At 29.8% G+C, this 16,054-nt stretch carries 14 protein-coding genes; 4 read left to right on the top strand and 10 right to left on the bottom strand.

Annotated elements, in window-relative coordinates:
* Positions 1–10: 10 nt before the first annotated feature.
* From L3B98_RS19585 to L3B98_RS19545, 9 genes are all read right to left on the bottom strand, one after another.
* Complete coding sequence (locus tag L3B98_RS19585) at positions 11–1,381, bottom strand: SpoVR family protein (protein WP_015395197.1); 1,371 nt, start codon at positions 1,379–1,381, stop codon at positions 11–13.
* Between the two features lie 4 nt (positions 1,382–1,385).
* Positions 1,386–2,558 (bottom strand): sporulation protein YhbH, encoded by a 1,173-nt coding sequence (gene yhbH, locus L3B98_RS19580; protein WP_015395198.1) that lies wholly within the window; start codon positions 2,556–2,558, stop codon positions 1,386–1,388.
* A gap of 8 nt (positions 2,559–2,566) precedes the next feature.
* Entirely contained in the window at positions 2,567–4,495 is a 1,929-nt protein-coding gene (locus tag L3B98_RS19575) for a PrkA family serine protein kinase (RefSeq protein ID WP_238917932.1), read from the bottom strand.
* 775 nt (positions 4,496–5,270) lie between these two features.
* Entirely contained in the window at positions 5,271–6,485 is a 1,215-nt protein-coding gene (locus L3B98_RS19570; RefSeq protein WP_238917931.1) for an HDOD domain-containing protein, read from the bottom strand.
* Between the two features lie 219 nt (positions 6,486–6,704).
* Positions 6,705–6,842, bottom strand: a complete 138-nt coding sequence (locus L3B98_RS19565; RefSeq protein ID WP_238917930.1) for a CPC_1213 family protein — start codon at positions 6,840–6,842, stop codon at positions 6,705–6,707.
* A 73-nt stretch (positions 6,843–6,915) separates the two neighbouring features.
* Positions 6,916–7,347, bottom strand: coding sequence for a UDP-N-acetylglucosamine pyrophosphorylase (locus tag L3B98_RS19560; RefSeq protein WP_238917929.1), 432 nt, complete (start codon positions 7,345–7,347; stop codon positions 6,916–6,918).
* 199 nt (positions 7,348–7,546) lie between these two features.
* A complete protein-coding gene (locus tag L3B98_RS19555) occupies positions 7,547–7,693 on the bottom strand; it encodes a hypothetical protein (protein ID WP_015395205.1) in 147 nt (48 codons plus the stop codon).
* A gap of 100 nt (positions 7,694–7,793) precedes the next feature.
* Positions 7,794–8,468 carry an HAD family phosphatase gene (locus L3B98_RS19550; protein WP_238917928.1) on the bottom strand — a complete coding sequence of 225 codons (675 nt, stop codon included), beginning with the start codon at positions 8,466–8,468 and terminating at the stop codon, positions 7,794–7,796.
* Between the two features lie 45 nt (positions 8,469–8,513).
* Positions 8,514–9,131, bottom strand: coding sequence for a TetR/AcrR family transcriptional regulator (locus tag L3B98_RS19545; RefSeq protein WP_015395207.1), 618 nt, complete (start codon positions 9,129–9,131; stop codon positions 8,514–8,516).
* Positions 9,132–9,307: 176 nt separating this feature from the next.
* Between L3B98_RS19545 and L3B98_RS19540 the strand changes: the two genes are divergently transcribed.
* Genes L3B98_RS19540 through L3B98_RS19525 form a run of 4 tightly spaced genes read left to right on the top strand, consistent with a single transcriptional unit; the run spans position 9,308 to position 14,971 of the window.
* Positions 9,308–11,035 (top strand): ABC transporter ATP-binding protein, encoded by a 1,728-nt coding sequence (locus tag L3B98_RS19540; RefSeq protein WP_238917927.1) that lies wholly within the window; start codon positions 9,308–9,310, stop codon positions 11,033–11,035.
* Complete coding sequence (locus L3B98_RS19535) at positions 11,035–12,888, top strand: ABC transporter ATP-binding protein (protein WP_077366257.1); 1,854 nt, start codon at positions 11,035–11,037, stop codon at positions 12,886–12,888. Before L3B98_RS19540 ends, L3B98_RS19535 begins: the two co-directional genes overlap by 1 nt.
* Positions 12,889–12,945: 57 nt before the next feature.
* Positions 12,946–13,608, top strand: a complete 663-nt coding sequence (locus L3B98_RS19530) for an efflux RND transporter periplasmic adaptor subunit (RefSeq protein ID WP_238917926.1) — start codon at positions 12,946–12,948, stop codon at positions 13,606–13,608.
* Between the two features lie 34 nt (positions 13,609–13,642).
* Positions 13,643–14,971, top strand: a complete 1,329-nt coding sequence (locus L3B98_RS19525; protein ID WP_238917925.1) for an efflux RND transporter periplasmic adaptor subunit — start codon at positions 13,643–13,645, stop codon at positions 14,969–14,971.
* Between the two features lie 171 nt (positions 14,972–15,142).
* Here L3B98_RS19525 and L3B98_RS19520 read toward each other — a convergent pair whose 3' ends face one another.
* Positions 15,143–15,820 carry a peptidylprolyl isomerase gene (locus tag L3B98_RS19520; RefSeq protein ID WP_238917924.1) on the bottom strand — a complete coding sequence of 226 codons (678 nt, stop codon included), beginning with the start codon at positions 15,818–15,820 and terminating at the stop codon, positions 15,143–15,145.
* Between the last annotated feature and the right edge of the window lie 234 nt (positions 15,821–16,054).

Here is a 16,054-nt window from a genome sequence, read left to right as displayed (position 1 = left end):
TTTTTCTCTCCTAAGAAATGCTTATTTTCTTTTCTTGATTACAGGTTAAAATCACTTCCTGCTTATCAGTCGATTTTGTAATTAATGTAACATCATGCCCCCATAATTCTTGTATATATTTTAATGTTTCCTTTGCATAAGAAAGTTCTAGTGCCCTTCCATCAAAGACATTTTCTAAGGTTAACATGTGATTTTTCTTATTTAGATCCACAACTCTAATGTAAGGTATATTCCCCATGCCAGCTGTATAACTCAAGGTATCTCTTATTGTTTTCCATCCAATATCATCTGATATTTCTTCAATAACAACATCAAAAGTCCTTTCATTATACTGGAATAAATTTAGTTCTTCACACAATTCCTTTGTTAAATAGCGCCTTAAGAAAGAAGAATCTCTCTCAACTTCTCTTACCTCAAATATTTTTTCCTTTCCATATCTCTTTTCAATATCTTCAAATATTTTGAATCCTATATAATATGGATTTAATCCACCAATAGCAGGCGCTATTACATCATTATGCCTCTTTAAAAATTCAAGATGTAGTTCTTGAGGAAGTTCTAAATCCTTTAAAATATTATAATGTGTATAGCTTGCCCATCCTTCATTCATTACTTTAGTTTCAATTTGAGGCATAAAATATTCCGTTTCCCTTTTGACTATTCTCATGATAGTTTTCTGCCAATCTTCTAAAGGACCATATTCTAGTATAAATCCCATAATATCATCAACAGGTTCTAAAGGGATTTTATCCAAATCCGGCAAACTTATTTTGTTATTAGAATCTAGAATGCCTCTATTTTCTCTTTTATTTTCATAATCCTTTAATATATTATCTTTTATTTCGTCATTGGATAATTCCCTCACGCCTATATTCCTTTTAGCTTGGTATCTTATAGCATGAGCTGCATCTAATATTCTCTCTACCTCTGAGTATCCTATACTTGGATCATCAATATATTCTCTTATAATCTTAGAATCTAAATTAAACATTTCTAAGGTATATTTTGCATTAGTACCTTGCTTAAATAATCTGTTATTTTTAAAGAAATCATTATGTCCATACACATGGGCCATTGTCAATATTTGCAGTAGCAAGGTATTATCTTTCATTAAGTATGCTAAGCAAGGATCTGAATTAATAACCATTTCATAAGGAAGACCAGTAAGATTGAAAGAATATAGTGTTTTATTTTTTTCATATGACTTTCCAAAACTCCAATGAGGATATCTTGAAGGCATTCCAACATAAGCCTCATACCCTATCATCTCATTAAAATTTATCATTTCAAATTCCTGAGGATAAAAATCCAATCCATATTCTTTAACTTTTTTCTCAATTTTTTCATTCCAAATTTCAAGATCTCTAAAACTATACTCCACTTTCTTATTCCTCCTTTAACTCCTTCCTAAGCATAATCTTAAGTGCATCCCATAAATCCTTCTTTTCTTTAATAATTACAGACACAAAATTCGCATTGGTTATATCTTTTGTGAACTTATGATACATGGTTGTTGTATATGTTGATGGCAAAAGTTCTGCATATCCAAACATATTGCTGACTTCACATATGCTTTTAACTGCAACAATGGCTCTTTCATTGTCTTCTGACCAATTATCTCCATCACTTGCATATATACTATATATATTCCATGCTGCTGGAGGATATTTTTCTTCAATAACCTTTAATGCTTCATTAATTCCACTTGAAATATAAGTTCCTCCTGATTCTGATTTATGAAAAAATTCATATTCATCAACTCTTTTTGCTACAGTAGTATGATATATAAATTCAAAAGCTATATTATTATACTTTCTCTTCAAAAAAGCAGCTAATACAAAAAAATATGATCTAGCTAAATATTTTTTAGTTACATCCATTGAACCTGATGCATCCATAATAAATATCATAACCGCATTACTATCTTTTTTAGGTTTTAATTTAACTCTATAATATCTTAAATCTTCTTCCCTAAATGGAAATCTCTCAATTTCTTCGTCAGATTCTAGTTCATGAAGTGCTCTTTTCTTTCCTTGCTTTCGTGCAATTTTTGACATTACAGTTTTCTTTTTTGCAAGTCTTGGTCTTATTCCATGCGTTTGATATCCTCTCTTTTTACCACTAGTTTCAGTAATTATTTCAGAGTATTTTTTTTGATCTAAATTTGGCAGATTTAAATCCTCTGATATATAATCCATCAATTCTTCGAGAGTGATTTCTGTTTCATAAACATCATCACCCTCTTCATTTCCTGCACCTTGATTTCCTTTAGCTAATTTTTTACTACCAGTTCCTAATTTATCCCCTCTTTTTTCATCTCCAACTCCACTTGCAACGCCTTTAGAATTTTTCCCATAGACAAATTGATATTCCTTAATTCCTTTAATAGGTATTTTAAATTTTTTATTTTTGCTCTCACCAACAATACTTTCTTCCGATAATATATCCCCTAAATTTTCTTTTATAGATTTTTCTACTAGTTGCCTATGTCTTCTTCTATCTTCTATGGATCTGTCGTGATCAATTTGATTGTTAGTATAATCTCTAAATATTGCCATAACTTAGCTTAATCTCTCCATAAATTATTAGCAGCATACTTCAAGATTACATCACAACAATGAAGACAATATCCATTTCTTTTCATTTCTTCAACCATAGAACTATATTTTTCTGCTTGTTCCTTATCTCTTACTTTTGACTTGGTAATAATTCTTGATAAATCTTTAACTGAGGCAGTTAATTTCTTTTCTATTGCTTCTTTTAATGGTTCATAAGATGTATAATCCAATTTTCCACCTTTTCTAACTATATAAAACATATAAGAAGTTACATCTGATCTAAACCCTTTAGAAGATGCAGCATACACACCTATTTGCTCCTCTATACTCCTCATAAATTCTTCATCTGGATTAAGTTCTTCTCCAGTTGAAAGATCTTTTATCTTACTCTTATTAACAAAAGCTTCTGCATTATCTATATAATTATTGAATAAACTTTCGGCTTGTTCTCTAAAAGAATGAATAAATGCTTTTGTAATTTCTTTCTCAAGAATTTTATTATATTCTTTTCTTATATTATCTTGAATAAATCCTAAATACTTTTTCTTATCATCTGTTGCAATATCAAGTTCTTTGACAGACTTTATCATGCTTTCCATTATACTAAGTGGATTTATACAATCATGCTCTGATTCTGAAAGTGCATTATCTATTGCCTTTATAATGAATCTTGTACTTATTCCCTTCATTCCTTCATATTGTCCTGCTTCCTCTCTAAGCTCTCCAATATCAATTTTCTTTGTAGTTCCCTTTTCAACAATTTCTTCTCCGTTATATATTTTAAGCTTTGTCATAGAATCCACCTTCGCTGAAGGTGTTAATCTTGAAAGTATTGCAAACATTGCTGCCATTTCAATAGTATGAGGTGCAATATGTGCTTTAAAATTACTCTTCTTTAAAATCTTCTCATAAATTTTTACTTCTTCATCAAGTTCTAAACAATATGGTACTTCAACCTTAACTATTCTATCTAATATTGCCTCATTGGTATGATCAGATTTAAACTTATTCCATTCAGCTTCATTAGAATGTGCAACTATAACTCCATCAAAATAAATCATAGAGCCCTTACCAGGTGAAGGTATGGATTTTTCTTGGGTTGCAGTTATTATTGTATGAAGATATTCAACATCATTTTTAAATACCTCTATAAATTCTACAAGTCCACGATTACCAACATTAAAAGCTCCATTTAAAGAAAATATTCTTGGATCATCTTCTGAATATAAATCCATTTTGGAAATATCAACGGCCCCTGTTAAAATTGAAGTATCTTGATTATTAGGATCTACTGGTGGAACCACGCCTACCCCTTTTCTTGATCTTATAGAAAATTCTGTTCTTTCAACTGGGAAATCTTCATACATGCCTTTAAGTTCATTAATAAGCTTATATTTACATATAGGACAAAGATCACCTTCAATTTGAACTCCTAACATTTCTTGAAATTTTGGTCTTAAGTGTTTTGGAATCAAATGAAGTGGTTCTTCATGCATAGGGCATCCCTTAAGTGAATATACTGGTTCACAATCTTCTAATGCAGATTTTAAGCTTTCAACTATTGAAGATTTACCGGCTCCAACTGGCCCAACAAGATATAAAACCTGTCTAGCTTCTTCTCCCTTCATGGCAGCAGATTTAAAATAACTAACAAGTTTCATAATGACTTTATCAATACCAAAAAAGTCCTCTTTAAAGAAACCATACCTTCTTATTAAATCATTCCCATAAATTTTTCTTACTCTTGGATTTTCATCAGCTTTTAATTCTTCTACACCTTTCTCAACTATCATTTCATAAATCCTTTTATGTGCAAGCCTAACCACCTCTGGATTTTCCTTAACTATATTTAAATAATTTAAGAAATTACCTTCAAATCTTTGGGTGTTATACTTATCTCTATCTGTCTCTATAAATTCCTTAAAATTTATACTCATAAACACTCCTCCTCCCTTATACCTAAAATATATTCAATTAATCAAAGACATTATGACTACTTTTTTTAAATACTTACTTTTTCAACATTTAATTTATGAATTAAACTAGAAAATAAAATGAGACTATTGAAATAGTTACTCGTTTAACAACAGAGATTTTTCAATAGTCTCATTTTAATTAATATAAATTTAAATATAATTATAGATATCCAAACCAAAAATTAGACTTATGCAACAATTACCGAAATATGATACATTTATCTTCCGCAGGACTAGTGAAATTTTCGCTGGAAGGTTCTAAATGTGTGCTTGTCGTCATTTCAGCGTGTTCCAGATGTAAAATCTGGACAAGCTGAAAATGAAACAAGCCCCCATTAAGGACCTTCATCAGCTCAATTTCGCATGCCTTCTCCAGAAAAAATGTATTATATTTCTAGTGTAGTTTTGTAATTTTAATTTCCCAAGATTGTATAGATATCCAAATTAATAATCAAACTTATGAACGGAATATACATACATCATTGAGAAATTATGATCGTAACACTACTCTAGAAATTAGATACATATTTGTGCAAGCGGCATATGAAATTAAGCTGTGATGGTTATTAGTGGAAGGTTGTTCCACTTTCTGCTTGTCATAAATTTACTTTAGGAACATGCAGAAATGGGTGCATCCTTCCACTTAGAACCCATTCAGCGATAATTTCATAAGTCCGCTGTAATAAATATGTATCTGATTTGGGTAAGTTTTGCATAAGTATAATTCCATATAATTTTATTCATACTGTATGTTATCTACCCATACGATAACATCAAAATATACTCCTGAAATCTGATTTATATCTGCCTCAATCTTCTCAGCATAAGCCTCAGAATCTTCCCACTCTCCTCTTCCAAAACTAACAGCTAGTTTCAGTATTGTATTTAGTTCATTTTCTTCACCAAGTAATGCATCTTTCACTTCATCAAATACATTTAAATCTTGTATAACTTTATCCATAGAACAATTTAAAATAGCATCCATAACAGAAAACATACCAGTCATATATGCTAAAAAAGCTTTTTGTTTATACTTGCTCATGCTACATATAAGTTCACAAAATCTTGCTCTCTGCAGAGAAACTCTAATCAATTCCTCTGGATTTCTTTCTTTTAGGTCATGCAATAAAACAACATACAGCCATTTTACAATTTCTTTTTCTCCAAGAAATGCTATGGCATATTTAATCGATGTTATTTTATTTTTTATATAGTATGCAGAAGAATTAATAAGTTTAGTTAATTTATATGATAGACTTACATCTTGTAAAATCAGAGTTTCTAAATCTGCATAATTAAAATCTTTATCATTTATTAATTTCATAATTTTTAATGCTGTATTTTTGTTCGGTGAAACTGTTTGAGTAGATAAAATAACTGGTTTACTAAAATAATATCCTTGAAAATATGTGTATCCGAAATAGATTGCTTCATTATATTCCTCTACATTTTCAACTTTTTCAGCCAAAAACTTAATATTTTTATTTACTTCTAATAAATCAAATATTTTTTTTCTTTCAAAACCTTTAGTAATTAGGAAATCTACTTTTATTATATCAACTATTTCTACTAATTTTCTATATTTCTTATCATATACAAAATCATCTAATGCTAAAGTAAATCCTTTTTCCTTAAGCTTCTTACATGCATTTATAATCTCTTCAGTTGGTTCGACAGTTTCTAAAATTTCTATTACAACGTTCTCAGTGGGAAGGATTGTTGCTATTTCTTCCTTTATTAATTTTTCAGTAAAATTTATATAAGCTTTTTTATTATCTGTAACAGCCTTGAAATCGAATTCATAAAATGAATTTGCTATTACTTGCAGTGTTGCTTCATTCCCATCAACACTATTATAAGCATTTTCATAACCATTTCTAAATAATAATTCATAACCAATAACATTATTCTTTTTATCGAATATTGGTTGTCTCGCCATAAAAACATGCATATACGTCTTTCCCCCTCTCATAATCACCATACTGCTGCAACTATTCCCTAATATTAATTTTATACATGAATACTTCTAAATTCAACATTTTTATATACATTAATATTATAAATTTTGATATCTATATTCTTAAATAAAATAAAAGAATTCTCAGGTATTAAGAGAATCCTTTTATTTTTTAACTACTATATAATATTAAAGTATAAAATTTCAAATTTACTACTCAAAAGTCTTCGGAATAAATTCAGAATCCTTAGCTTTTGGTTCACCAAAAACTGCATTTGCGCTTTCTGCTTGCGGATTATGATTTAAACTCTTATGTTTATTTGTATGTTTTCTTTTCATACTATTGTCCATTTTTATCACACTCCTACTATCATAGTTTCTATAATAGTATTTGTAATTGCTATTGTTTTATTCAGTTATTATTTTAACCTGCTATAATTTGTATGACCTCATCTGCAGGCGCTTTTATTGAAAATATTATGTTTTCGTCTATCCTTAACTTACTTTCATTTTCATTGATTTTTGTTTGATTTATTGATAAATTATTAGGACGTATTTCTTTATACCTAGCACTTGATACATCTATTGAAAACTTTTTATTTTTAGCCCCTGTTATTTTCATAATAAGTCCATCTTCATTATTTTCAGTTTTAATTTTTATATCTATAATGTTGTCACCGTTTCCTCCGCCACAACTTGTCTTTTTATCTTTTGGAACTTTTTCTATTATGGCTTCTCCTGTAATTGTCATCCAACCACCACTTAGATTTGACTTTATTAATACCTCTAATTTATATTTTTCTTCTATTTTTCTTAATGCTTCTCCTAATTCACATATATTTAACTCTAATGACATCTTCTTTCTCTCCTCACATTTCAATTATCAATTTTCAATGCTCAATGCTCAATGCTCAATGCTCAATGCTCAATGCTCAATGCTCAATTTCATTTTTTAATATTCACGTTCATTTGTCAATTATTATAAAATTTTTTTAATTTTCAAAAGAGAATATATTAAACTAAGACAAACTTTTCTTAATATATTCTCCATATTACTATAGATGATCCTTTTCTTTGTGTGGAGGCGCTCCTATTTTTTTACCATCAATAATTCCTAGATCTGCATTTCCTTTCGGATCAACTTTTCTCCACTCTGCATTAGATTTAGGTCTATCTTTTTTTCTATTTTTATTATTATCCACTTGTATCACCTCATATGTTAGGGTGTACATTTTGGATTAATTTTATTCTCTTTATTACTTTATTAAATGCTTTATGTATGTATCTTCAAAATATCAATAATCATTGAATATTGATATTTGATATTTGGGCAATGTATTCTTTAATTTCAAATAAATCCTTAAAACTCTTTTGGCAATATTTCAATATTTCCTCATCTGGCTTTTTTAAATCTTCAACATGTAATGCCAACATTTCAGCCTTATATGCAGCTTCAATGCCTGCAGAGGAATCCTCCACAACAGCACAATTTTCTGGAGCAATACCAATGATTTGTGCTGCCATTAAAAATATTTCTGGATTTGGTTTAGACTTTGTTATATCATCTCCACAAATAACAGCATCAAATTCAGCTTCAATATTAGCCATCTTTAACTGCATAATCATTCTATCTCTTTTAGCTGAAGTCGCAAGCGCTGTTTTAAAATTATTATTTTTAAGAAAGCTCAGTATCTCTTTTGCACCAGGCTTCATAGGAACCTTACCTTCTTCTACTGCTTGTTTTAACATTTTATCCTTTTCCTTATACATTTCCAGTATAGGCAAATCCTGACCAAACACTTCTTTAAATATTCTCATTACATTTTCTCGTCCACGCCCCATTACAGATGCATAAACTTCTTGTGTCATTGTATATCCATACTTTTGAAATATCTCTGTCCAGTGTTCTAAATAAATTCTTTCAGTATCAAATATTACTCCATCCATATCAAATAATACGGCTTTAATTTTTTTCATCTTGTTCCTCCTACCAATCCCCAATACTTTTGAAGCTTTATTAATCTAAAATATTCCTAATATATCATATTCTTTAACGCTTCTTAATTCTGGCGCAACATTAAACATCGATTCATACATGTATCTTGCTGCTGTCTTAAAATCAAAACCGCCATTTTTAAGACTCCAGGTAACAGCTGTTGAATGAGTTATTTGTTTCAGTAATATAGCCAATACTTCTGGTTCTGCTTTATTTAAAAACTCTCCACTTTCTTGTCCTTTTCTTATTATCTCACATTCAACTTTAATCATTTCTTTTCTCTCTTCACTTATTTTAAAAGTTCCCACATCATCTTTTAAATTTTTTATAATTAATTGTTTTACAATATTTACACCTGAATTTTCAACAAAATCTAAAAAATTCTTATTTAAAAGCCATAATTGTTCAACATAAGAATCGGCAGTCAAAATTGTAGTAAGATCATAAGGAGTTACTTTACTTGGAATCTTATAATAGTCCCTTAAAAGTTCATCCTTAGATTTAAAGTAATAATAAAATGTATGCTTGTTAATACCACTTGCAGCACAAATTTCATTTAAAGTAACTGTTTCAAAAGTCTTCTCATTAAATAAATTAAGAGCAACTTCTCTTATTCGCTTCTTAGTTGAATTTTCATATTCCACAATATTTCACCTCCATCTCCAAGTCATTGCAATTCAGGTCAATATTATCAACTACTTTTTAATATGTCAACCTTGAATTATACTAACATTATATACTTTAACAACCGTATTTACAAACTTATTATACCGTAGTATCATAAAATCTATACAGTAGTTTAAAGAGGTGATGATTTTATATGACCAGATTAATGAAATACTTTGAACCCTATATTCTATTTATTCTACTTGCAGTTATGTTGTTATTTGGACAAGCAATTTGTGATCTTTCATTGCCTGACTATATGTCTGACATTGTTAATAAAGGAATAGCTACTAATAATTCACTTTATATAATAAAAACAGGCTTTAAAATGATTGGAATATCTCTTGTAAGTGCAATCTTCAGTGTTGCTGTAGGTTTTTTTGCTGCTAAAGTTGCTGCTGGACTGTCTCAAACTTTGAGAATTGATTTATTCAAAAAAGTTGAAAGCTTTTCCAGTGCTGAATTCGATAAATTTTCAACTTCTTCTCTTATAACCAGAACAACCAATGATATTACCCAAATACAAACCCTTATTGTTATGGTTATAAGAATTGTTTTTTATGCACCAATTCTAGGTATTGGTGGTGTTATACATGCACTCGCAAATAGTAAATCCATGTCTTGGATTGTTGTACTTTCTATAGTAGTGCTTTTATGTATCATTTTAACTATGTTCGTTTTAGTAATGCCAAAATTCAAAATAGTTCAAAGCTTAATTGATAAGCTTAATTTAGTAGTTCGTGAAAATCTAGATGGTATGCTTGTAATTAGAGCTTTTAATACTCAAAAATTCGAAGAAAATAGATTTGATAAAGCTAATAAAAATTTAACAGATACTAATCTTTTTATTAATAGAGTCACCTCGGGGATGATGCCTGCTATGATGTTATTAATGAATTTAGTTACAGTTTTAATTGTTTGGGTTGGAGCTAAACAGGTATCTGCTTTTAAGATGGATGTTGGAGAAATGATGGCATATATGCAATATGTTATGCAAATAATAATGGCATTTTTAATGATGGCAATGATGTTTATCATGATTCCAAGAGCTTCTGTTTCTGCAGCTCGTATTGCAGATGTTCTTGAAACAGACCCATCAATAAAAGATCCTATTTCCCCATTAAATATTAAAGCTTCCTTAAAAGGGCTTATAGAATTTAAAAATGTCTGCTTTAGTTATCCTGGTGCAGAAGAAGATGTTCTTCATGATATTAATTTTATTGCTAAACCAGGTGAAACAACTGCTTTTATAGGTTCAACAGGAAGTGGTAAATCATCTTTGGTTAATTTAATTCCAAGGTTTTATGATGCAACCAAAGGTGAAGTTTTAATAGATGGTATTAATGTAAATGACTTATCTCTTTATGATTTAAGAAATAACTTAGGCTATGTACCACAAAAAGGAATTTTATTCTCTGGGACTATAAACAGCAACATTGCTTATGGTGGCAAAGACTCAACTGAAGCTGATATTTTAAAAGCAGCTGAAATAGCTCAAGCAATGGAATTTATAGATTCAAAAGAAGATCGATTTGAAACTTCAATAGCACAAGGTGGTAATAATGTTTCCGGTGGTCAAAAGCAGCGTTTATCAATTGCTCGTGCCTTGGTAAAAAAACCTCAAATATGTATTTTTGATGACAGTTTTTCAGCCTTAGATTTTAAAACAGATGCTGCCCTTAGAAGAGCAATAAAGAATGAAACTGGTTCAAGTACAGTTTTACTAGTAGCCCAAAGAATAAGCACAATAATGACTGCAGACCAGATAATAGTTTTAGATAAAGGTCATATTGTTGGGAAAGGTACACACAATGAACTTATGGAAACTTGTGAAGTCTATAAGGAAATTGCTTTATCTCAGCTTAGCAAGGAGGAATTATAATGAGTGAAAAAAAGCCAGCTTCACGTGGAAGAGGTCCTATGGGCATGGGCGGCGGTATGGGAGCAATGGCTGGAGGAGAAAAAGCAAAAAACTTTAAAAGTACAATGCTTACTTTATTTTCATATATGTCAGAATTCAAAGGAAGAATAATTGTAGTTATAATTTTTGCTATATTTTCATCTATTTTTTCCATTGTAGGACCTAAAATTCTAGGTAAAGCAACAACAAAACTTTTTGAAGGCTTAATTGCCTGGAGTATGGGTTTAAATCTTTTAACAGATTTCGATTATATAAGAAACTGCATTTTATTACTTGTATTTTTATATATTATTTCTTCAGTTTTTGCATATGTTCAAGCTTATATAATGTCTGGAGTATCCATGAAAATAACTTACAGATTCAGAAAAGATATTTCTGAAAAAATAAATAAGCTTCCATTAAAATATTTTGATACAAGAACTCATGGAGAAGTATTATCTAGAATAACTAATGATGTTGATACCTTAAGTCAAACTTTAAATCAAAGTTTGACTCAATTAATAACTTCTACAACAACTGTTATTGGTGTATTAGTAATGATGCTTAGCATAAGTCCTCTATTAACCCTTGTTGCATTTTTGACAATACCATTATCAGGTGGTCTCATTGTATCTGTTGCAAAGAAATCACAAAAGTATTTCAAAACTCAACAAGAATATATTGGACATATGAATGGACATATTGAAGAAATATATTCTGGTCACAATGTGGTTCAAGTATTTAATGGTGAAGAAGAGGCTATATCTAAATTCAAAAAATTAAATGAAGAAGTATATGATTCAGCTTGGAAATCTCAATTTCTTTCAGGAATGATGATGCCAATTATGACCTTTGTAGGTAATATTGGTTATGTTTTAGTCTGTATCTTAGGTGGGTATTTGGCTGCTAAAAAAACCATAGATGTTGGTGATGTTCAAGCCTTTATTCAATATATACGTTCTTTTAATCAGCCAATTGCTCAATTAGCTAATATCTCCAATACTTTACAATCAACAGCTGCTGCTGCTGAACGTGTATTTGAATTTTTAGGTGAAGAAGAACAAACTCCTGAAGTTGAAAGTCCTATAAAACTTGATAAAGTAATTGGGAATGTTGAATTTAAAAATGTAAAATTTGGCTATAACGATGATAAAATCATTATTAATAATTTTTCTTCTATAATAAAAGCAGGACAAAAGGTTGCCATAGTTGGTCCTACTGGTGCTGGAAAATCTACAATAATAAAACTATTAATGCGTTTCTATGATATTAATTCTGGCGCAATTTTAGTTGATAATCATAATATTAACGATTTTACTAGAAATGATCTACGAAGTATGTTTGGTATGGTACTTCAAGATACTTGGCTGTACAATGCAAGCATTTTAGATAATATTAAGTATGGAAATTTTGAGGCTACTCATGAGCAGATAATTAAAGCTTCAAAGGCTGCTCATTGTGATGAATTTATACGAGCTCTACCTGATGGATATGACTTAATCCTAAATGAAGAAGCAAGCAATATATCTCAAGGACAAAAACAACTTTTAACTATTGCTCGTACAATTCTAGCAGATCCTAGAATACTTATTTTAGATGAAGCAACAAGTTCTGTAGACACTAGAACAGAAGTCCTTATTCAAAAAGCAATGGATAATCTTATGTCTAATAGAACAAGCTTTGTAATTGCTCATAGATTATCGACTATAAAAAATGCTGATGTAATTCTAGTGATGAAGGATGGCGATATTATCGAGCAAGGTAATCATGAAACTTTACTTAAAGCCAATGGCTTCTATTCTGGACTTTATAAGAGTCAGTTTGAAAATAATTAATATATATCCCAATGATAAATGTTCATTGGACATTTCAAATAAAAGGAGAAGTGAGTTATGGAACAATCAAAGAAAGCTAAATTAAAAAAAGTTTTTTCTAAAAAAACACTTTATTCAATTATTATTGTATTTGTAATACTTGCTGGTAGCGTAGGCTATTATTTTTATAGTAAAAGCATTAATTATTTCACTACTGATAATGCTAAAGTTACAGCAAAAATGTATCCAATTACTCCAGTGACTTCTGGAAAAATTTTAGAATGGAATGTAAGTGCTGGTGATTTAGTAAAGAAAGATGAAGTATTGGGAAGACAAGAAGTCTTACCATACATTATCTCTCCTATAGATGGCACTGTAGTAAAAAGTGATGCTGTCAAGAACCAAACTGTTGCTGCAACAAGCCAGCTTGCTGTAGTTGCTGATACAGCTAACATGTATATAGGAGTTAATGTTGAGGAAACAGATATAATGAAAATCAAGGTTGGACAACAAGCAGAAGTTGAAATAGATGCCTACCCTGGTAAAACTTTTAAAGGCAAAGTAACTGACATAGACGATACAACACAAACGTACTTTTCAGCTTCAGCTACAAGTCTTACAACTAGTGGAACCTACACAAAAGTTACTCAGCTTATACCAATTAAAATAACTATAGATAATAATGAGAAGCTACCTATGACCTTAGGGATGAATGCAGTAGTTTCAATAAAACTCAGATAACTAATTCTAAATAATACGAAAGGATTGGATAGATATGAAGAAAGTAATTTTAGGTGCTTTATGTTTAATATGTACAAGTACATTATTAATAAGCTGCAATAATAATTCAGATATAGCCAATGTAACTGTCACTAAAGTAAAAATGTCTAATTCAATAAGTGATAATACTTATACTGCAAATGTTGAATCTGGAGATAAAATTTCTATAATTCCAAGTGCCGCAGGTAAGATTCAAACAATAAATGTAGATGTTGGACAATCTGTAAAAAAAGGCGATACTCTTTTTACTATTGATAATACAGAATTAACCTATAAAGTGAATCAAGCTCAAGCAAACTATGATGCTGCTAATATAGCATATGCCAAAACTGCTGGTGGTTCAGCTAAACAAGCTCAAAATGATGCTGCAACTGCTTTAGAAAAAGCAAAGAATGAGTTAAAGGATGCACAAAATCAATATCAAAATAATACTGCCATTGCTTCTGCTCAAACTGCTTATAATGATGCAAAAGCAAATTATGACCGTACTAATACCCTTTATCAAGCATCTGCAGCTACAAAGGTTGATTTAGATACTGCAAAAAGTAAATTGGATACTGCTTCAGCTGCTTTAGATATAGCAAAAGCTACCGCTGAAACAAGGCTAAATAATGCAAAGACTAGTTTTGCTGCTGCAAGCCAAAATGCTTCAATTACAAGTTCAGTTTTAAATCCTGATAATATTGCTGCTGCAAAAGCTCAAGTGGATAGTTCTAAGGCTGCCTTAGATATAGCAAATCATCAGCTTGAAAATGCAACTGTAACTGCTCCTATTGATGGGAAAATAAGTGCAAAAAATATTTCAGTTGGAGAATTAGCTCCTACTCAAACCCCTTCACTTGTTTTAGAAAATGAAGCTGCCCTTAATGTTCTCATTAAAGTTACTGAAACAAATATAAATTCAATAGCTGTAGGAATGGCTGCAAAAATATCTGTACCATCTACTGGAATATCTTACGATGGAGCCATAACTACAATTTCACCTTCAGCAGATCAAAAAACAGGTATGTTTGATGTTAAGATAAATATTACTAATCCAGACGATAAAATAAAAATAGGTATGGTAACTAATATTTCACTTGTAGATTCAAAGTCAGATAATTCTTTATTAGTTCCAAATGAATCTGTAATTAATGAAGATGGCAGCTCCTATATATATGTTATTAATGGTGATAAATTAACTAAACGAGTTGTAACGCTTGGACAAGCAAAAAATCAATATATTGAAGTTAAAGATGGCGTATCAGCTGATGATCAAGTAGTAGTTGAAGGTAGTTCAAATATGAAAGATAACGGGAAATTTAATATAGTTAAGAGTAATTAATATATTTCAATTGTCAATGATCAATACTCAATTATCATTACTAAATTATCATTGAACATTGATTGATGACTTTCTTTGGAAATCTTTAAATTTTGAACAATTATTTTTACAACTATACATCATAATAAAACTCCTCAAAATATATTTTATATATTACTGAGGAGTTTTACTTTATTTTTTCTTTGGCTCACTATATTGCACGCCTCTTGTGTCTACAGTAATTGATGTAATAACAACATCTTCTTTAGGTGCATCAGCTGAATTAGTTGATACATTTTGTATTTTATCTACTACATCCAAGCCTGAAATCACTTTACCAAAAGCTGCATACTCACCATCAAGATTTGCTGCATCTCCTGACATTATAAAAAATTGGCTTCCAGCACTATTAGGATCACTAGTCCTTGCCATTGAAAGGACTCCTTTTGTATGTTTTAAACTGTTTGCAAATCCATTAGAAGTAAATTCGCCTTCAATTGAGTATCCAGGTCCCCCAGTTCCGTCACCCTTCGGATCTCCACCTTGAATCATAAAATTCTTTATCACTCTATGAAATTTTAAATTGTTATAAAAATTCTTATTAGCTAGATCTATAAAATTATTAACTGTATTTGGAGCAATCTCAGGATATAATTCTGCTTTAATAACACCATATCCATTTACTGTTATAGTTGCTATTGGCAAATTTTTATTTTCTTCTATAGAACTTTTCTCACTAGTTTCACTAGCTTTTGATTCAGTATTAGACTTTTCTTTCGCAATGGACACATTATTTCCACAACCCATTAACATAAATAAGCTTGCTAATATTGTTATGAAAAATAAACTTAAATATCTTTTTGTTTTCATACTTTTTCCACCTTATTTATTTTTTAATTTCTCAAGATCATCTTAGTTTTTCATTACTATATAATATCAGAAATCTCTTCAACCGTCTAATTTAATTAAAATTATCTATTTAAATATAAAATTACCATTAATAATTATATCCTTTAAAATAATTTTTATTTATCAAATAAAAATTATTTATATAAATATCCATAGCCTATTTTAGAAGTATAAGCTTAACTTGCAAGTCTAAAG

It is taken from the genome of Clostridium sp. YIM B02555 (assembly GCF_022320955.1).
Lineage (GTDB): Bacteria > Bacillota > Clostridia > Clostridiales > Clostridiaceae > Clostridium > Clostridium saccharoperbutylacetonicum.
Note: the sequence above shows the minus strand (reverse complement) of the source record. Positions and strands in the feature narration are given on the sequence as shown.